We start from the raw sequence: 17792 nt of genomic DNA on the forward strand, positions 1-17792 counted from the left end.
CCTTCACCGTGCTACTCGAAGACCACCAACTCTCGCTCGTCGACTGGGTCGACCTGCCGCGAGCCATCCGGCTGGGCACCGGCGGCGGATGCCGCGTGCTCGGCACCGATGACGACGGCGAGGTGATCCGGGTCCGACTGGCGGTCCGCGCCGGCGGCCAGGTGATCCTGCTGTCGCCGCTCGGTGATGCGGCGGGGTACTGGTATCCGGGGCTCGACGGCGTGCGCGGCCTCCCGGCCGACTGGGCTGGTCGCGACCACTACAGCGCGGTCCGCTCGGCGCCGATCGGTGCGCTGTACGATGCCGACGGCACGAGCCGGTTCGCGTTCGGCCTCGACTGGACGACCGGCGAGGGCGAGGTCCAGTTCGGCGTCTCAGAGGAGGAGAAGAACTTCGTCGTGCGCCTGCCGATCGACGAGCGCCTCGCCGCCCGCACGACCGAGGTCGAGCTCGTGATCGCACGCTCGCCCGAACCGTACCCGCGTGCGCTCGCGCGCATCGCCGAGGTGCTCTTCGGCGACGCGCCCGTGCGTCCGGCCTCGGCCGCGGCACTCGAGCCCGTGTACTCGACCTGGTACGCGTACTCGCAGCGGATCTCCGACGAGATCGTCTCGCGCGACCTGCCGGTCGCGGCCGAGCTCGGGTTCCGCTCCGTGTTCCTCGACGACGGCTGGCAGCGATTCGGCGACGGCCGCTGGTACGCGGGCTGCGGCGACTGGGTGCCCGACACCGAGAAGTTCGCCGACCTCGGCGGCTTCGTCGAGCGCGCCCACGGCCACGGGCTCGACGTCGTGCTGTGGCTCGCGCCGCTGCTCATCGGCGAGCAGAGCGAGGCCTTCGAACGACTCGCGCCGTACGCGACCGAGTACTCGACCGGCCTGCGCGCCTGGGTGCTCGACCCGCGCCACCGCGAGGTGCGCGAGCACCTCGTCGAGACGTGCACGCGCCTCGTGCGCGACTACGGGCTCGACGGGCTGAAGATCGACTTCCTGAACAACGCGATGGTCTACGCCGACACGCCGAGCACCGGCGACCTCGACGACATCGGGTTCGCGATGGTCGAGCTCCTGCGCGGGGTCGCCGACGCGGTCGACCTCGTTCGCCCCGGGGCGCTCATCGAGTTCCGCCAGCCGTACGTCTCGCCGACCGTGGCCGCGTTCGCCGATGTCGTGCGGGCGAACGACTGCCCCGCCGACGCCGACCAGAATCGCCTGTCGGTGCTCGACCTCCGCCTGCTCTCGCGCGGACAGGTCGTGCATGCCGATCCCATCATGTGGGCGCCCGAGGCCGAGGTGGACGCGGTGCGCAGGCAGCTGTTCGCCGGGTTCTTCGGCGTGCCGCAGGTCTCGATGCCCCTGGCCGGGCTCGCCGCCGCGCATCGCGCGACGATCACGGAGACGCTCGCCCAGTGGCGCTCGCTGCGCGAGGTCCTGCTCGGCGGCGAGCTCGAGCTCGGCCTGCCGGCCCGCGGATACCCGGCCGCCCAGGCGCGGCTCGACGGCACCCTCGTCGTCGTCGACTACGAGTCGGTGCTCGTCGAGCTCGACCTCACCGGGGTCGGCGAGCTCGTCGTGGTCAACGCCTCCCAGCTCGCCGGCGTGCCCTACCGGGTGACCGCCGGGGTCGGCCCCGCGCTCGCGAAGGAGGGGATCCTCGACGTTCCCGCGTGGGGGATCGCCCACTTCGATCTGGGCTGATTCCCGGCCCGGATGCCCCGGGCGCCGCGTCGCGCGATGTATTGGGTGACGTGCGGCGCGGTGCCCGGGGCATCCGGCCGCCGACGGCTCGCCGGCGCACGACCCCCGCGCCGCCGGATGCGGACGGGGGCCCCGGGCGAATCCGCCCGGGGCCCCCGTCCGTCGCACGCGACGCGTCGCCTGCGACTCAGAGCGTGTTGCCGAGCTTGAAGCCCTGCTCCTCGTCGCCCTTGCGCGTGTACGAGAACCCGTCGGCGCCGATCGTGACCGCCATCTCCGACGAGTCGGTACGGGCCACGACGGGCTTGGGGTTGCCGTCGAGGTCGAGCACGAGCGAGGCCTCGGTGTACCACGACGGCACGACGGGGTTGCCCCACCAGTCGCGGCGCTGGTTGTCGTGCACGTCCCACGTGACGACGGGGTTGTCGGGGTCGCCCGTGTAGTAGTCCTGCGTGTAGATCTCGACGCGGTGGCCGTCGGGGTCGCGCAGGTACAGGTAGAACGCGTTCGAGACGCCGTGGCGGCCCGGACCCCGCTCGATCGCGTCGGAGCGCCGGATCGCGCCGAGCTTGTCGCAGATGGCGAGGATGTTGTGCTTCTCGTGCGTCGCGAAGGCCACGTGGTGCATGCGCGGGCCGTCGCCGCCGGTCATGGCGGTGTCGTGCACGGTGGGCTTCCGGCGCATCCACGCCGCATACACCGTGCCCTCCTCGTCCTGGATGTCCTCGGTCACGCGGAAGCCGAGGTCCTGCATGAACTTCACCGCGCGCGGCACGTCGGGCGTCACCTGGTTGAAGTGGTCGAGACGCACGAGCTCGCCCGGCGTGTGCAGGTCGTAGCGCCACGAGAGCCGCTCGACGTGCTCGGACTGGAAGAAGAACTCGTAGGGGAAGCCGAGCGGGTCCTCGACGCGCACGGAGTCGCCGATGCCCTTGGTGAAGCCCTCCGTGCGGCGCTCGACGCGGCATCCGAGCTCGGTGTAGAACGCGACCGCCTTGTCGAGGTCTTCGCTCGAGCGCACGCGGTACGAGAACGCGGCGACGGCGGCGATCTCGCCCCGGCGCAGCACGAGGTTGTGGTGGATGAACTCCTCGGTCGAACGGAGGTAGATCGCCTCGTCGTCCTCTTCGGTGACGTAGAGGCCCAGCACGTCGACGTAGAACTCGCGCGAGGCGGCGAGGTCGGTCACGACGAGCTCCATGTACGCGCAGCGCAGGATGTCGGGAGCCGGGACCGAGGGGGTCGGCACCGGGTTGTCGGAGTGGATCGGGGCCTCCTGGCTCACGTAGAAGCCTGAGGAGGTGAGGGTCATGCCATCTCGGTGTGATGATGCAGTGCGGTCGGTCATGTCAGCGTCCTTGCTCGGTGGATGTCTCGGCCTCAGGCCTTGCCGAAGGTCGGGTTGTGCGGTGCGCCGAGCGTGATGTGCACGCTCTGCTGGTCGGTGTAGAAGTCGATCGAGCGGTAGCCGCCCTCGTGGCCGAGGCCGGAGGCCTTGACGCCGCCGAACGGGGTGCGCAGGTCGCGCACGTTGTTCGAGTTGAGCCACACCATGCCTGCCTCGACCGACTGGGCGAAGTTGTGGGCGCGCTTGAGGTCGTTCGTCCAGATGTAGGCGGCGAGGCCGTACTTCGTGTCGTTCGCGAGGGCGAGCGCCTCCTCCTCGGTGTCGAACGGCGTGATCGCGACGACGGGCCCGAAGATCTCCTCCTGGAAGATCCGGGCGTCGGGCGCGACATCCGCGAACACCGTGGGGGCGACGTAGTTGCCGGTCGGGAAGCCCTCGGGGCGCCCGCCGCCGGCGACGAGCCGGCCCTCGGTCTTGCCGAGCTCGACGTAGCTCATCACCTTGTCGTAGTGCTCGGGGTGCACGAGCGCGCCGACCTCGGTCGCGGGGTCGTGCGGGTGGCCGACCTTGACCCGCTTCGCCTGGGCGGCGTAGCGCTCGACGAACTCGTCGTAGACCGGGCGCTCGACGAGGATGCGCGAGCCCGCGGTGCAGCGCTCGCCGTTCAGCGAGAACACGCCGAAGATGGTCGCGTCGATCGCCGTGTCGAGGTCGGCGTCGGCGAAGACGACGGCCGGGCTCTTGCCGCCGAGCTCCATCGAGAGGCCCTTGAGGTACGGGGCGGCGTTGCCGAAGATCAGCTGGCCGGTGCTCGACTCGCCCGTGAACGAGATGAGCGGCACGTCGGGGTGCTTCACGAGCGCGTCGCCCGCGTCCTCGCCGAGGCCGTTGACGAGGTTGAAGACGCCCTTCGGCAGGCCCGCCTCCTCGAAGATGCCGGCCCAGAGCGACGCCGAGAGCGGCGTGAACTCGGCGGGCTTCAGCACCACGGTGTTGCCGGTGGCGAGCGCGGGGCCGAGCTTCCACGACTCCAGCATGAACGGGGTGTTCCACGGGGTGATGAGCCCGGCGACGCCGATCGGCTTGCGGTTCACGTAGTTCATCTGCTTGCCGGGCACCTTGAAGGCGTCGTCGGACTGGGCGACGATGAGGTCGGCGAAGAAGCGGAAGTTCTCGGCGGCACGACGGGCCTGGCCGAGCGCCTGCGTGATCGGCAGGCCCGAGTCGAACGACTCGAGCTCGGCGAGGCGCGCGTCGCGCGACTCGACGATGTCGGCGATCTTGTGCAGCACCCGGCTGCGCTCGCGCGGGAGCATGCGCGGCCACCGGCCCTCGGTGAACGCGCGACGGGCGGCGGCGACGGCGCGCTCGATGTCGGCCTTCTTGCCGGCCGCGGCGTGCACGTAGGTCTCGTTGGTGACGGGGTTCAGCACCTCGAAGGTGTCGCCGTCGATCGAGTCGACGAACTCGCCGTCGATGTAGTGGCGGATGCGGTCGGGCAGCCCCTCGGGGGTGTACGCGGTCATCGTGGTTCTTCCGTTCTGCGGTGGTCAGGGGTACTGAGTCGGTCAGGCGGTCGCCGGATGCTTGTGCTCCGCCTGGTAGGCGAGCACGGCGTCGAGCGTGGCGGTGCGGTGGGCGCGGGCGGCGAGCTCGACCTCGAGCGGCGGGGCGCCCGACTCGATGAGCTCGAGGATGCGCTCGTGCTCGGCGACGGATTCGTGCGCCCTTCCGGGCACGAAGCTGAACGACGAGTCGCGGAGCACCTTCATGCGGTTCCAGCCGCGGTGCACGAGGTCGAGGATGTGCGGGTTCGGGCACTCCTCGAAGAGCACGGCGTGGAACTCGAGGTTGAGCTCGGTGAAGCGGTGCGGCTCGAAGTCGTCGAGGGTGCGGCGCATCCGTTCGTTCACCGCGCGGGCGCGCGCGAGCTGCTCGGCGGTGAGCGTCGGCGCCGACAGCGCCGTCGCGGCCCCCTCGACGAGGGCGAGCGTCTGCATCGTGTGCAGGTACTCGGTCTCCTTGATCAGCGCGACCTGCGCGCCCACGTTGCGCTCGAAGGTGACGAGCCCCTCGGCCTCGAGGCGGCGGATCGCCTCGCGCACGGGCACGACGCTGACCTCGAGCTCGCCGGCGATCGAGCCGAGCACGAGCCGGTAGCCGGGCACGTAGCGCCCGTCGTCGATGCGCTCGCGGATGAACCCGTAGGCGCGCTGCGACTTCGATTCGGCGTTCATCGCGACTCGTAGCGTGCGCGCCACGCGGCGTTCATGGGGAACAGCCCGTCGACGGATGACCCGGCGGCGACCTGCTCGGCGACCCAGGCGTCCTCGTCCTCCTGCGCGGCGGCCTCGGCGGCGACCTCGGCGGCGATCGCCGCGGGGATGACGAGCACGCCGTCGCCGTCGCCGACGATCACGTCGCCGGGCTGCACGGCCGCGCCGCCGCACGCGACGGTCACGTCGGTCTCCCACGGCACATGACGCCGGCCGAGCACGCTCGGATGGGGCCCCTGGCTGAACACGGGGATCTCGAACCCGGCGACGGCGTCGAAGTCGCGCACGCCGCCGTCGGTCACGATGCCGGCGGCGCCGCGCACCTGGGCGCGCAGCGCGAGCACGTCGCCCACGGTGCCGGTGCCGCGCTCGCCGCGGGCCTCGACGACGAGCACCTCGCCGGGCTCGACGGTGTCGAAGGCGCGTTTCTGCGCGTTGAATCCGCCGCCGTACTCCTTGAACAGGTCGGGGCGGAACGGGATGAAGCGGAGCGTCTTCGCGGTGCCGACGATTCGGTCGCCGGCGTGGTTCGCGAACACGCCCTCGATGAAGACGTCGTGGTAGCCGCGCTTGCGCAGCGCGGCCGAGATGGTCGCGACGGCCGAGCGGCCGAGCTGCTCGCGCACCTCGTCGGTCAGCACCGGCCCGGATGCCACGGGCTCGGCGCCGGTCGCGGCGGACGCGTCGTTCGCGGCGGGCGGGGCGTCGAGCGGGCTCGCGAGCCCTGCGGCGACCGCGGCGGCGTGCTCGGGTTCGCTGCCCCAGGCCTCGATGCGCTGGGCGTCGTCGATCGCGGGCTTGGTGCCGAAGTCGCCGAAGGGCACGTCGCCCTGGGTCACGGTCGTGACGAGCCGGCCGGTGCTCGGGGCGCCGGGGGCGCCGGGGGCGTCGACCTCGACCTCGACGACGTCGCCCGGCACGACGACCGAGGAGCCGGCGGGGGTGCCGGTGAGGATCACGTCGCCGGGCTCGAGCGTGAGGTGCTGCGAGAGGTCGGCGACGAGCCGGCCGAAGGGGAAGAGCAGGGTGTCGCTGGTGTCCTCCTGCACGAGCGCGCCGTTGACCCAGGTGCGCACGCGCCACCCGTCTTCGCCGGCGATGCTCGCGGGGAGCGCGACGGGGCCGAGCGGGGTGAAGCCGTCGCCGCCCTTGTTGCGCACATTCGAGCCCTTGTCGGCGGCGCGCAGGTCGTAGAGCCCGAAGTCGTTCGCCGCGGTGACCTGGGCGATGTGCGACCAGCCGTCGGCGGGCGAGACGTGGCGGGCGCGCTCGCCGATGACGATCGCGATCTCGCCCTCGAAGGCGAGCAGCTCGGTGCCCGCAGGGCGCTCGATCGTGCCGCCGGTGCCGGCGAGCGAGGAGGCGGGCTTGAAGAAGTAGCTCGGCTGGGCGGGCGTGCGCCCGCGCTGTGCGGCCCTCGACGGGTAGTTGAGGTGCACGGCGATGATCTTGCCGGGAGTGGCGATGCCAGCGATGGTCATTGACGTCCTCGTCTCGTGATATCAGAAATCATATACGATTCAGCAGCCCTTGTGAAGTGCCGGGTCTCAGGAGAAGGGCGTCTGCTCAGGACGATTCCGGCGGAACCGTCCTGAGCGGCCTCCGAATTCCTGAAACGGTGCAGGTGGGATGCCTCGTGGTTCAGTAGCTCGTGCGCGGCGCGGGGCCCGTGGCATCCGGCCCGTCGGTGCGCGAGCCGATGAAGCGCTCGGCGAGCGCCTCGGAGGCGCGGGCGAGCAGCGCGACGTCGGCGCCCACGGCGACGAACGACGCCCCCGCCTCGAGGTATCGTTCGGCGTCGGCCGGCACGAAGGCGTTGACGCCGACGGGCGTGCCGGCGTCGGTCGCGGCACGGATCGCGCTGAGCACCGCGGCGACGACGTCGGGGTGTCCGGGCTGCCCGACGAGCCCCATCGAGGCGGCGAGGTCGGCGGGACCGATGAAGACCGCGTCGACGCCGTCGACTGCGGCGATCTCGCCCGCGGCGTCGACTGCGGCGGCCGACTCGATCTGCACGATGAGGCTGATCGACGACGAGGCGCGGCCGAGGTAGCCCTCGACGCGGTTCCAGCGCGACGAGCGCGCGAGCGCGGCGCCGACCCCTCGGACGCCGCCGTCGACGTCGCCGTCGGGGTAGCGCACCGCCCGCACGAGCTCGACGGCCTGCGCGGCCGAGTGCACCATCGGCACGAGGAGGTTCTGCACCCCGAGGTCGAGGTACTGCTTGATCAGGACGGGGTCGCCGATCGGGGGGCGCACGACCGGCGCGACGGGGTAGGCCGAGACCGCGTAGAGCTGCTGCAGGATCGTCTGCAGGTCGTTGGGGGAGTGCTCGGCGTCGATGAGCACCCAGTCGAGGCCGCTGCCGGCCGCGATCTCGGCGACGAGCGGGCTCGCCGAGCACACCCACATGCCGATCTGCGGGCGGTCGGCCGTCGCGATGCGTTCGGCGAAGGTCGCGGGGAGGTTCATTCGAATCGGCATGAGATCGTCCCGAGCTGTCCGTAGTCGGCGTGCACGGTGTCGCCGCGCTCGACCCACATGGGGCGGGTGAAGGAGCCGGCGAGGATGATCTCGCCGGCGCCGAGCGACTGCCCGTGGTGGGCGAGCTTGTTGGCGAGCCAGGCGACGCCCATCGCGGGGTGGCCGAGCACGGCCGCGGCGACCCCCGACTCCTCGATCGTCTGGTTGCGCGAGAGCAGGGCCGAGACCCAGCGCAGGTCGACGGCATCGGCCTTCACCGGTCGCCCGCCGAGCACCATCGCGCCCATGGCGGCGTTGTCGCTGATGGTGTCGACGATCGTGCGGCCCTGCATCTCGATGTGCGAGTTCAGGATCTCGAGGGCCGGCACCACGTAGGCGGTTGCGTCGAGCACGTCGAAGATCGTGGTGTTCGGCCCCTGCAGGGGTTTCGCGAGCACGAAGGCGAGTTCGACCTCGATGCGCACGTTCGAGAAGCGGTCGAACTCGACGGACGCCCCCGACTCGATCACCATGTCGTCGAGGATCACGCCGTAGTCGGGCTCGGTGATGCCGGTGGCCACCTGCATCACCTTCGAGGTGAGTCCGATCTTGCGACCGACGAGCCGGGCGCCGGCGGCGATGCGGCGATCGGCCCACACGCGCTGCACGGCGTAGGCGTCGTCGACGCTCATGCCGGGGTGCCGAGCGGTGAGCAGGGGCACGGTCGTGCGGTCGCGGTCGGCGGCGACGAGTTCGTCGGCGATCGCGTCGATCACAGGCTGGTCAAGCACAGGCGCTCCACTTCATCGAGGGTCCACTGGAGATCGTAGTCACCGCTTCAGGGAGGGGCGGGACGCCGCTTGCGTGGTATCTGAAATCGTATATGATTCGAGACACGTTCGGGGTGGAGCAGCCGGCCCGGGCGGATCCCCCTGACCGCGGACTCGACAGAGGAGTCGCCGCATGACCGCACAAACCCTCCCCGCCCCGTCGCCCGTCGACGCCGCGAAGCGCCGCGAGCTCAAGCGCGTCGCCTTCGCCACCGTGATCGGCACCACCATCGAGTGGTACGACTTCTTCCTGTACGCCAGCGCCGCCGGACTCGTCTTCGGGTCGCTCTTCTTCGCCCCTGCCGGCGCCGAGTTCGCGACGATCCTCTCGTTCGCGACGGTCGGCGTCAGCTTCCTCTTCCGTCCGCTCGGCGCCTTCCTCGCCGGCCACTTCGGCGACAAGATCGGCCGCAAGGCCATGCTCGTCGTCACGCTGATCCTGATGGGGGCGGCGACGACCCTCATCGGCTTCCTGCCGACCTACGAGCAGGTCGGCATGGCCGCGCCGGTCATGCTCCTGCTCCTGCGCATCCTGCAGGGGCTCTCGACCGGCGGCGAGTGGGGCGGCGCGGTGCTGATGGCCGTCGAGCACGCCCCCGACGGCGAGCGCGGACGGTACGGCGCCTTCCCGCAGATCGGCGTGCCGATCGGCCTCCTCCTCGCCTCGGGCGTGCTCGCGCTCATGACCGGCGTGATCTCTCCCGGTGATGCCTTCCTCGAGTGGGGATGGCGCGTGCCGTTCCTCCTGAGCTTCGTGCTCATCGTCGTCGGCATCATCGTGCGCCGTGCAGTCGACGAAAGCCCCGTCTTCAAGGAGATCGCCGCGAAGAAGGAGGAGGCGAGGACCCCGATCCTCACCCTCTTCCGCAAGCACTGGCTGCTCGTGCTGCTCGCCGCGCTCACCTTCGCCGGCAACAACGCCGCGGGCTACATGACCACCGGCGGCTACCTGCAGAACTACGCCACCACGCCGGTCGAAGACGGGGGACTCGTCGGCATGGAGCGCACCCCGGTGCTGCTCGCGGTCGCCGGCGCCTCGATCGTCTGGCTCGTCTGCACCTTCGCGGCCGGCATCGTCTCCGACCGGATCGGCCGCCGCAACACGTACATCATCGGCTGGATCGCGTTCCTCGCGACCGTGTTCCTGCTCTTCCCGCTCGTGAACACCGGCAACCCGTGGCTGCTCTTCCTCGGCGTCTCGCTCTTCGCCATCGGCAACGGCTTCACCTACGGGCAGCAGGCCGCGTACTTCACCGAGCTCTTCCCCGCCTCGATCCGCTACTCGGGCGTCTCGATCACCTACGCGATCGGCGCCATCCTCGGCGGCGCGTTCGCCCCGATGATCGCGACCTGGCTCGTGCAGGAGACGGGCACCGCGACCTCCGTGGCGTTCTACATCGCGGGCGTCATGGTCGTCGCCTTCGCAGCCACGCTGCTGCTGCGCGACCGCACCGGCATTCCGCTCGGTCCCGACCACGAGGCCGAGCAGTCGCGCGGGGCGATCTACGGCATGCGCTGAGCCCGAACCGCCGAACGGCGCCCCGCCCGTCCGGGCGGGGCGCCGTTCGGCGTCTCCGGCCCCCGGCTCAGCGGGAGTTCACCCGGATGATCTCCTCCTGGTACGGCGCGATCACCGTGCCCGAGATGCGGCAGTCGAGGAGGAGGAAGGGGCGCTCCGTGGCGGGGCGTGCGGCCCAGGCCGCGAGCGCGTCGAGGTCGCCGAGCCTGCGCACGACGATGCCCTCGGCGCCGAACGCGGCCGCAGCCGCGGCGAAGTCGGCCTCGGGAATGAGCATCGGCGCCTCGGCGAGGCCCTTGAGCCCGTAGAGGTTCACCTCGGCGCCGTAGGCCGCGTCGTTCCAGATCACGGCGACGCCGCGCCCGCCCGCGGTGCGCACCGCGGTCTCGAGGTCGGCGAGGGCCATCAGGCCGCCGCCGTCGCCGCTCGTCAGCACGATGGTCGAGTCGGGCTTGGCCGCGGCGGCCCCCGCGACGCTCGGGAACCCCTGGCCGATCGACTGGAACGCCGTGCCGACCATCATCATGCGGTCGGGCGAGGCCACCGGCCAGTACATGTTCGCCCAGCCGATGAAGTGGCCGCCGTCCGAGACGACGACCCGGTCTTCGGGGAGGAGCTCGGCGACCCGCAGCGCGACGGCGCGCGGGTCGAGGCGGCCGTCGTCGGCGAGCCCGTCGGCACGCTCGGGCGCGGGGTAGGCGCGAAGCGCCGCCACGTCGACGCGCTCGCGCCAGCCCGACGGGGTGGCACCGGTCCCGGCGAGCTCGGCGACGAGCGCGCGAGCCACGACCGCGGCGTCGCCACGGAGGTAGCCGCCGACGTGCGGGTGCGTCGCGGCCGGGGCGACGTCGACCTGGAACACCCGGGTGCCCGGCGCGAAGAGGTCGCCGAATCGCATCGTGAACTGGTTGAGCGAGGCGCCGAACACGACCGCGACGTCGGCCTCGCGCACGAGCTCCATCGCGCCCTCGGCGCCGAATCCGCCCGTCACGCCGAGGTCGTGGCGCGAGTCGGGGAAGACGCCCCGGCCGAGCGCCGTCGACGCGGTGATCGCACCGGTCGCCGTGGCGAGCTCGCCGAGCGCCTCGCCCGCGTCGGCGAGCCAGGCGCCGCGGCCCGCGAGCAGGAACGGCCGGCTCGCGCCCGCGAGGGCGGCGACGAGCTCGGTGAGCACGCCCGTCGAGAACTCGCCGGTGGGCGTGAGCGGTGCGGGATGCCGCGGTGCGGGCGCCTCGACGAACGCCCCGGCCTCGGCCGCGGCGACGTCGTAGGGCAGTGCCAGTACGACCGGCACGCGGTAGCTCAGCGCGTGCTCGATCGCGATGACCGTCGTGGCCGAGGCATCCGTGCGCCCGACCGTGTAGGTGCGCGCGCCGACCGCCGACGCGAGGGCGATCTGGTCGACGTCCCACGGGCGACGGCCCGAGGTGGGCTCGTCGCCGACGACGAGCACGAGCGGCACGCGGGCCTGCGCCGCCTCGGCGAGCGAGGTCAGCGTGTTCGTGAAGCCCGCACCGTAGGTCGAGGTGGCGGCCGCGAGCCGCTTCGAGGCGCGATAGTGCGCGTCGGCGGCCACGACGCCGCCCGCCTCGTGCCGCACCGCGGTGAACGCGGCATCCGTCTCGCGTTCGAGCGCGTCGAGGAAGTAGGCGTTGCCGTTGCCCATCACGCCGAAGACGTGGTCGACGTGGGCGGCGAGGGTGCGCGCGACGTGGGCGGCGACGGTGGTGTTCGAGGGTGCGGGCATGGCGAAGCCTTTCGAGACGATGACGGATGAGGTGGATTCCGTATGTGTCTCGCGGCAGGGGCCCGCTTCGTGCCCATTTTTCGAGCACCGGCGCGGTGTCGATCGCTGATCGCTGCACGCCTGGACGAGGTCGAGTATACGACGAGGGCGGGGCCCGTCCGCATCACGCGAACGGGCCCCGCCCCTGCACTCAGATCCGCTCCTGCTTCGGGGCCAGCGGCGTCGGCTCCATCGGCTGGTCGTTCGCGGTGAGGTCGATGCCGAGGTCGCGGGCGTAGACCACGCGGGTGGCGACCGTCACGTCGTCGCCGGCCTCGGTGAGCTCGAAGACGCGGCCGCCGCGCATGCGGTTGCGCGCGGCGCCCGGCAGCCCGTAGGCGCCGAAGCCCGTGCCGGGGGCGTAGCCGAGCAGCACGCCGTAGTAGTCGCCGACGTAGTCGTTCACGTGGTCGTGGCCGACGAAGACGCCCTTGACGTCGCCGCGCTCGAGGATCGCGTTGTACATGCCCGAGTTGATGGGGCCGGGGCACTCGTCCTCGTTGCGCTCGCCGACGATGCCGTGGCGGGCCTTGCCGCGCGCGGCGTCGGCCGCGCCGCGGGTGTCGACGCCGCCCCACCACATGAACCGGTGCTCCCACAGCGCGATGTGGATGAACATGAGACCCGGGAGCTTCCGCCCGAGCTTCTGCTCGAGCTGCTGCGACTCCTCGCGGTACCAGGCGACCTGGTCCATGCGCAGCCAGTCCCAGGTCGGGTAGCCCGCGAAGTCCTGCCCGTTGATCGAGCCCGGTGCGTAGCGGCCCGAGTCGAGCAGCCACAGCGCGAAGGCGTCGCGGTTCTTCTTCGCCGAGGAGGCGACCGGCACGATCGTGTTGCCCGTGCCGGTGACGCCCGCGATGTTCGCGGCGTTCATGTTGTAGTCGTACGAGCGGTAGAACTCGAGCATCCCGGCCTCGTCGACGCCCGACTGCGGCAGCGAGTCCTCGTCGTGGTTGCCGTAGGTGACCGCCCACGGGATCTGCCGGCTCTCCATCGGCCAGACGACGTTGTTGATGGCCTGCTTCACGGCGAGGCGGGTCTCGCAGCCGCCTGTGATGACGTCGCCGTTGATGAGCACGAAGTCGGGCTGCTCCTGGTCGAGCGTCTTCTCGATCAGCTCGACCGTGCGGCGGTCGGTGCGCTCGTCGTCCTGGGTGTCGTTGAACTGCACCACCTTGAAGGTGCCGTCGCCGTGGAAGCGCAGCTTCGGGCCGTTCGCGCGCGGGCTGCCCGCGGGCGAGCGGCGCGGGGTCGCGGGTGCCGCGTTCGCGGCGCCGACGGGCAGCGCGGCGCCGACGGCGCCGAGCGCTCCGGCGGTGATCACGGCACGGCGGCTCACGGGAAGTCGGTCGGGCATGTCAGGTCTCCTCTTCGTCGGGCGACGTTCGCCGGTGCGACGGTAGGGCGGCCGGATGTCTCGGGTGCGACCTGCGGGTGAACGGACGCCCCGTGCCGCCACGGCATGATGGATGCATGAAGACCGTGCAGCTGCGCCGCTACCAGATCGTTCCCGGAGAGTACGAGGCGTTCGTCTCGTGGTTCGAGGAGAAGATGCCCCCGGTGCGCCGCGCGACGGGCTTCGAGGTGGAGTTCGCCTACGGCGTGCCCGAGGCGAACGAGTTCGTGTGGGCGGTCAGCGTGCCCGGTGACCGGGCCGAGTTCGAGCGCGTCGAGGCGGCCTACGTCGTCTCGCCCGAGCGTGCGGCCGTGTTCGAGGGCCTTCCCGAGCGCATCGCGTCGAAGGAGATCTCCTACGTCGAGGGCGTCCGGGTCGGCTGAACGTCGTCGGCGGGAGCCTCGGGCACCCGCGCGCGTGCCTCCATGCCGGCCGCGGCCTGCGCGAGACCGCGGTGGCCCCGACTCGTGAACGCGACGACGAGGCTCGCCACCGCGAGCACATTCGCGAGGAGGCTCCAAGGCTCGGGGAGGAGCTGCAGCAGCCCGTATCCGCCGACCCCGGCGGCGAACCGCACGAGTCGCCAGAGCGCGCGGGGGCGTCGAGTCTCGACGGCGCCGATCAGCACGGCGCGCTCGCCGAGGGTGACCCCGCCGGCGAAGACGGAGACCGCCTGCGCCGCGATCATGAGGAGGGTCGCGGCGAGCGACACCGCATTCGAGGCCTCGAGCACCGTCTCCCGTCCGACGAGCAGGAGGAGCGCGGTGTTCGCGAGCACCGACAGGGTGACCGATCCCACCCAGAGCACGACGAGATCGGCCGTCATCGCCAGCAGCCGGCGTCCGACCGAGACGGCGCCGGTCGTGGCATCCTGCCTCGCCGACCCGCGACCGCGCCTGAGCACGGCGAGGGCCGCGAGCGAGCCCAGCACCGCGCCGATCGTGTTGGTCATGAGGTCGCCCGTGTCGAACAGGCGATATGCGCAGGGATAGAGCCCCCAGACGCCGGTGAGCTGGGTGAGCTCGATCCCGAGCGAGACGAGCGCACCTGCGATCGTCGCGACGACGACGCCGCGGTCGAACAGCGCGCGCACGAAGAAGCCGAGCGGCACGAACAGCACGATGTTCAGCACCAGCTGCTGGAACGCGACGTTGCGCAGCAGCGAGCCGCCGTCCTCCGACTGCAGCCGCACGATGTCGGCGATCTCGGCGAACGGGTCGAGCACGACGCCCGCGCACGCGAAGTCGGAGTCGGGCAGGGGCAGCAGGGTGTAAGCCCAGAGCCCGAGCAGGTAGAAGCCGAGCGCGATCCATGCGAGGAACCGCGCCGTCGAGAAGCCGCCGTGCCGACGGTAGCTCAGGGCCACGAGCGGCACGAACACGACGGTGAGTGCGACGGTGCCGAAGACGACGGCGATGACTCCCGGCATGATGCGATCCACGTGACAGCAGTCTACGGACCCGCGCCGTCGCCGCGCCGTCCCGCTTCGGCGCATCCGTTCGACGTGACGTACAACAACCTCGAATGAATGTCTAGGTATGATCGAGACATCCCCGGAAAGAATGCGGCCAGCGCTGCCCACCGGCAGACGCGGTCGCACGACCCTGGTCGACGACGCCCACGTCCGCTCGGCCGAGAAGGAAGAACGTGAGCCACGAGTTCGACGCCCGCCGTGCCGAATGGATCGCCAAGGAAGAGCTCGCCGAGCGGATGATTCCGCTGATCGGCGGCCTGTACCGAGACCACGGGGTGGTGACGTCGATCCACGGACGACGGCTCATCAACCGTTCAGCGGTCGAACTGCTGAAGGCGCACCGCTTCGCCCGCCAGGCCGGTGACGTCGAGCTCGACCTCGTCGACACCATGCGCGTGCTCGAGGTGCTGCGCGAGATCGCGCCCGGCCCCGCCTCGGTCGACGTCGCCCGCATCGTGAGCCGCTACGCCGACGCCGTCGGCGAGGGCGACGCGCGCGAGCTCGTCGACTTCGTGCGCGCCGAGCTGGCCCCGGTCATCGCCGAGGCGGGAGCCCCCGAGGCATCCGGCACCGACGTGGTGCTCTACGGCTTCGGCCGCATCGGGCGGCTCCTCGCCCGCATCCTCATCGCGCACACGGGCGGCGGCCAGGGCCTGCGGCTGCGTGCCGTCGTCGTGCGCAAGGGTGCCGAGAACGACCTCGTGAAGCGCGCGAGCCTGCTCCGCCGCGACTCGGTGCACGGCCCCTTCGCCGGCACCATCGAGGTCGACGAAGCGGCGAACACGATCCTCGCGAACGGCACGCTGATCCAGGTCATCTACTCCGACGACCCGGCCACGATCGACTACACCGCCTACGGCATCGACAACGCGATCGTCGTCGACAACACGGGCCGCTGGCGCGACGAGGCCGGCCTCAGCCAGCACCTGCAGTCGAAGGGCGTCGCACGGGTGCTCCTCACCGCCCCGGGCAAGGGCGCGATCAAGAACATCGTGCACGGCATCAACACCGACGACATCACGGCCGCCGACCGCATCCTGTCGGCCGCCTCCTGCACCACGAACGCGATCACCCCGGTGCTGAAGGCCGTCGACGACGCGTACGGCGTCGTGCGCGGTCACGTCGAGACGGTGCACTCGTTCACCAACGACCAGAACCTCATCGACAACTTCCACAAGGGCGACCGCCGCGGCCGCTCGGCGGTGCTCAACATGGTCATCGCCGAGACGGGCGCCGCGAAGGCCGTGTCGAAGGCGCTGCCCGCGCTCGAGGGCAAGCTCACCGGTTCCGCGATCCGAGTGCCCACGCCCGACGTGTCGCTCGCGATCCTCAACCTGCAGTTCGAGCGCCCCGCGACGAAGGCCGAACTCAACAAGTTCCTGCGCCAGACCTCGCTCACCTCGCCGCTGCGCCAGCAGATCGACTACATCGAGTCGCCCGAGGTGGTCTCGACCGACTTCGTCGGCTCGAACCGCGCCGGCATCGTCGACGGTCTCGCGACCATCGCCGACGGCACCGACGCCGTGCTCTACGTCTGGTACGACAACGAGTACGGCTACTCATGCCAGGTCGTGCGGGTCATCGAGGCGATGGCGGGCACCCACCCCGTCGTGCTGCCCGAGCGCCAGCCCGTCGTGCTCGCGCGCGAGCCCGAGCCGGTCGCCTGAGCTCGCTTGCAGAACAAGACGGATGCCCCGTGCGCACGCCTGCGCACGGGGCATCCGCCGTACTGAGACCAAGCGAGCGCTTGGCTGGTCGTAGGCTGGAGCCATGAGCACTGAAGCCGTCATCGTCGACGTCGTCCGCACCCCCGTCGGGCGCGGCAAGCCCGGAGGGCTCCTGTCCGCCGTCCACCCCGTCGATCTCCTCGCGGGCGTGCTCGACGCGCTCGTGAACCGCAACGACCTCGACCCGGCCCTGATCGACGACGTGATCGGGGGCTGCGTCAGCCAGATCGGCGAGCAGAGCTACAACCTCACCCGCAACGCGGTGCTCGCCGCGGGCTTCCCCGAGCACGTGCCCGGCACGACGATCGACCGGCAGTGCGGCTCGAGCCAGCAGGCCGCGACGTTCGCCGCGCAGGCGGTGCTCGCGGGCCAGGCCGACATCGTGATCGCCTGCGGGGTCGAGTCGATGAGCCGGGTGCCGCTCGGCTCGAGCGCCGCAGGAGCCGACCCGTACGGCTCGCGCATCCGCGCCCGCTACCCCGAGGGGCTCGTGAACCAGGGCGTCTCCGCCGAGCTCATCGCGGCGAAGTGGGGCTTCGCCCGCGACGAGCTCGACGCCTTCGCCGCGCGCTCGCACGAGCTCGCGGCGGCGGCGCACGCCTCGGGCGCGTTCGCGAGCGAGTTCGTGCCGGTGCCCGGCGTCGAGGCACTCGCCGACGAGACGGTGCGCCCCGGCACCTCGGTCGGGTCGCTCGCGGGCCTGAACCCGGCGTTCCGCACCGACCGGCTCGCCGAGCGGTTTCCCGAGCTCGACTGGCGCATCACGCCCGGCAACTCATCGCCGCTCACCGATGGCGCCTCGGCCGCGCTCATCATGAGCGCGTCGAAGGCCGAGCAGCTCGGGCTCACCCCGCGCGCGCGCTTCCGCTCGTTCTCGGTGGTCGGCAGCGACCCGCTGTACATGCTCACGGGCGTCATCCCGGCGACGGCGAAGGTGCTCGAGCGCGCCGGACTCACGCACGACGACATCGACGCGTACGAGGTCAACGAGGCGTTCGCATCAGTTCCTCTCGCCTGGCTCGCCGACACCGGGGCGGATCCCGCGAAGCTCAACCCGCGCGGCGGGGCGATCGCGCTCGGGCACGCGCTCGGCTCGTCGGGCACGCGCCTGCTCACGACCCTCGTCAACCAGCTCGAGGCGACCGGCGGCCGCTACGGCCTGCAGACGATGTGCGAGGGCGGCGGCATGGCGAACGCCACCGTCATCGAACGGATCTGAACTCCCGCGTCTCACACCATCGAGCGTCGCCGTATCGACCGAGCGTCGCCGCGGCAG

Annotated in this window: 14 protein-coding genes; 5 read left to right on the top strand and 9 right to left on the bottom strand. The window is 71.4% G+C overall.

Annotated elements, in window-relative coordinates:
• The first annotated feature begins 8 nt into the window (after positions 1-8).
• Positions 9-1697: a glycoside hydrolase family 36 protein gene (locus GQQ93_RS01050; RefSeq protein WP_157422364.1), complete on the top strand. Its 1689-nt coding sequence runs from the start codon at positions 9-11 to the stop codon at positions 1695-1697.
• A gap of 187 nt (positions 1698-1884) precedes the next feature.
• Here the strand turns inward: GQQ93_RS01050 and hpaD are convergent, their stop codons facing one another.
• From hpaD to hpaH, 6 genes are all read right to left on the bottom strand, one after another.
• Complete coding sequence (hpaD, locus tag GQQ93_RS01055) at positions 1885-3009, bottom strand: 3,4-dihydroxyphenylacetate 2,3-dioxygenase (RefSeq protein ID WP_246191983.1); 1125 nt, start codon at positions 3007-3009, stop codon at positions 1885-1887.
• 68 nt (positions 3010-3077) lie between these two features.
• Positions 3078-4571, bottom strand: coding sequence for a 5-carboxymethyl-2-hydroxymuconate semialdehyde dehydrogenase (gene hpaE / locus GQQ93_RS01060; RefSeq protein ID WP_157422366.1), 1494 nt, complete (start codon positions 4569-4571; stop codon positions 3078-3080).
• Between the two features lie 42 nt (positions 4572-4613).
• Positions 4614-5282, bottom strand: a complete 669-nt coding sequence (locus GQQ93_RS01065) for a GntR family transcriptional regulator (protein ID WP_157422367.1) — start codon at positions 5280-5282, stop codon at positions 4614-4616.
• Positions 5279-6802 (bottom strand): fumarylacetoacetate hydrolase family protein, encoded by a 1524-nt coding sequence (locus GQQ93_RS01070; RefSeq protein ID WP_157422368.1) that lies wholly within the window; start codon positions 6800-6802, stop codon positions 5279-5281. The genes GQQ93_RS01065 and GQQ93_RS01070 overlap by 4 nt, the downstream gene beginning before the upstream one ends.
• 160 nt (positions 6803-6962) lie before the next feature.
• Positions 6963-7805, bottom strand: a complete 843-nt coding sequence (locus tag GQQ93_RS01075; RefSeq protein WP_157422369.1) for an HpcH/HpaI aldolase family protein — start codon at positions 7803-7805, stop codon at positions 6963-6965.
• Positions 7790-8575: a 2-oxo-hept-4-ene-1,7-dioate hydratase gene (gene hpaH / locus GQQ93_RS01080; RefSeq protein ID WP_157422370.1), complete on the bottom strand. Its 786-nt coding sequence runs from the start codon at positions 8573-8575 to the stop codon at positions 7790-7792. The genes GQQ93_RS01075 and hpaH overlap by 16 nt, the downstream gene beginning before the upstream one ends.
• A gap of 172 nt (positions 8576-8747) precedes the next feature.
• Between hpaH and GQQ93_RS01085 the strand changes: the two genes are divergently transcribed.
• Positions 8748-10133, top strand: a complete 1386-nt coding sequence (locus GQQ93_RS01085) for an MFS transporter (protein ID WP_157422371.1) — start codon at positions 8748-8750, stop codon at positions 10131-10133.
• A gap of 67 nt (positions 10134-10200) precedes the next feature.
• On the opposite strand, the gene GQQ93_RS01090 is transcribed toward GQQ93_RS01085, so the two are convergent.
• Both GQQ93_RS01090 and GQQ93_RS01095 read right to left on the bottom strand, forming a co-directional pair.
• Complete coding sequence (locus tag GQQ93_RS01090) at positions 10201-11880, bottom strand: thiamine pyrophosphate-binding protein (protein WP_157422372.1); 1680 nt, start codon at positions 11878-11880, stop codon at positions 10201-10203.
• Positions 11881-12070: 190 nt separating this feature from the next.
• Complete coding sequence (locus GQQ93_RS01095; protein WP_170296085.1) at positions 12071-13276, bottom strand: metallophosphoesterase family protein; 1206 nt, start codon at positions 13274-13276, stop codon at positions 12071-12073.
• Positions 13277-13392: 116 nt separating this feature from the next.
• On the opposite strand from GQQ93_RS01095, the gene GQQ93_RS01100 reads away from it, so the two are divergent.
• A complete protein-coding gene (locus tag GQQ93_RS01100; RefSeq protein ID WP_157422373.1) occupies positions 13393-13698 on the top strand; it encodes a hypothetical protein in 306 nt (101 codons plus the stop codon).
• On the opposite strand, the gene GQQ93_RS01105 is transcribed toward GQQ93_RS01100, so the two are convergent.
• Positions 13671-14756: a VanZ family protein gene (locus GQQ93_RS01105; protein WP_170296086.1), complete on the bottom strand. Its 1086-nt coding sequence runs from the start codon at positions 14754-14756 to the stop codon at positions 13671-13673. The two genes, GQQ93_RS01100 and GQQ93_RS01105, sit on opposite strands and share 28 nt — an antisense overlap.
• A gap of 269 nt (positions 14757-15025) precedes the next feature.
• Here GQQ93_RS01105 and GQQ93_RS01110 point away from each other — a divergent pair, with 269 nt between their 5' ends.
• Positions 15026-16456 carry a glyceraldehyde-3-phosphate dehydrogenase gene (locus GQQ93_RS01110; protein WP_246192052.1) on the top strand — a complete coding sequence of 477 codons (1431 nt, stop codon included), beginning with the start codon at positions 15026-15028 and terminating at the stop codon, positions 16454-16456.
• A 103-nt stretch (positions 16457-16559) separates the two neighbouring features.
• A complete protein-coding gene (locus GQQ93_RS01115; protein WP_157422376.1) occupies positions 16560-17735 on the top strand; it encodes a thiolase family protein in 1176 nt (391 codons plus the stop codon).
• The last annotated feature ends 57 nt before the right edge of the window (positions 17736-17792 follow it).

Origin of the sequence: Agromyces lapidis, assembly GCF_009749405.1 — a bacterium.
Lineage (GTDB): Bacteria > Actinomycetota > Actinomycetes > Actinomycetales > Microbacteriaceae > Agromyces > Agromyces lapidis.

Bases quoted from the DNA above. Each gene is read 5' to 3' on its own strand.
- hpaD (WP_246191983.1), bottom strand. From the start codon at position 3,009: ATGACCCTCACCTCCTCAGGCTTCTACGTGAGCCAGGAGGCCCCGATC.
- hpaE (WP_157422366.1), bottom strand. From the start codon at position 4,571: ATGACCGCGTACACCCCCGAGGGGCTGCCCGACCGCATCCGCCACTAC.
- GQQ93_RS01065 (WP_157422367.1), bottom strand. From the start codon at position 5,282: ATGAACGCCGAATCGAAGTCGCAGCGCGCCTACGGGTTCATCCGCGAG.
- GQQ93_RS01070 (WP_157422368.1), bottom strand. From the start codon at position 6,802: ATGACCATCGCTGGCATCGCCACTCCCGGCAAGATCATCGCCGTGCAC.
- GQQ93_RS01075 (WP_157422369.1), bottom strand. From the start codon at position 7,805: ATGCCGATTCGAATGAACCTCCCCGCGACCTTCGCCGAACGCATCGCG.
- GQQ93_RS01085 (WP_157422371.1), top strand. From the start codon at position 8,748: ATGACCGCACAAACCCTCCCCGCCCCGTCGCCCGTCGACGCCGCGAAG.
- GQQ93_RS01090 (WP_157422372.1), bottom strand. From the start codon at position 11,880: ATGCCCGCACCCTCGAACACCACCGTCGCCGCCCACGTCGCGCGCACC.
- GQQ93_RS01095 (WP_170296085.1), bottom strand. From the start codon at position 13,276: ATGCCCGACCGACTTCCCGTGAGCCGCCGTGCCGTGATCACCGCCGGA.
- GQQ93_RS01100 (WP_157422373.1), top strand. From the start codon at position 13,393: ATGAAGACCGTGCAGCTGCGCCGCTACCAGATCGTTCCCGGAGAGTAC.
- GQQ93_RS01110 (WP_246192052.1), top strand. From the start codon at position 15,026: ATGATTCCGCTGATCGGCGGCCTGTACCGAGACCACGGGGTGGTGACG.
- GQQ93_RS01115 (WP_157422376.1), top strand. From the start codon at position 16,560: ATGAGCACTGAAGCCGTCATCGTCGACGTCGTCCGCACCCCCGTCGGG.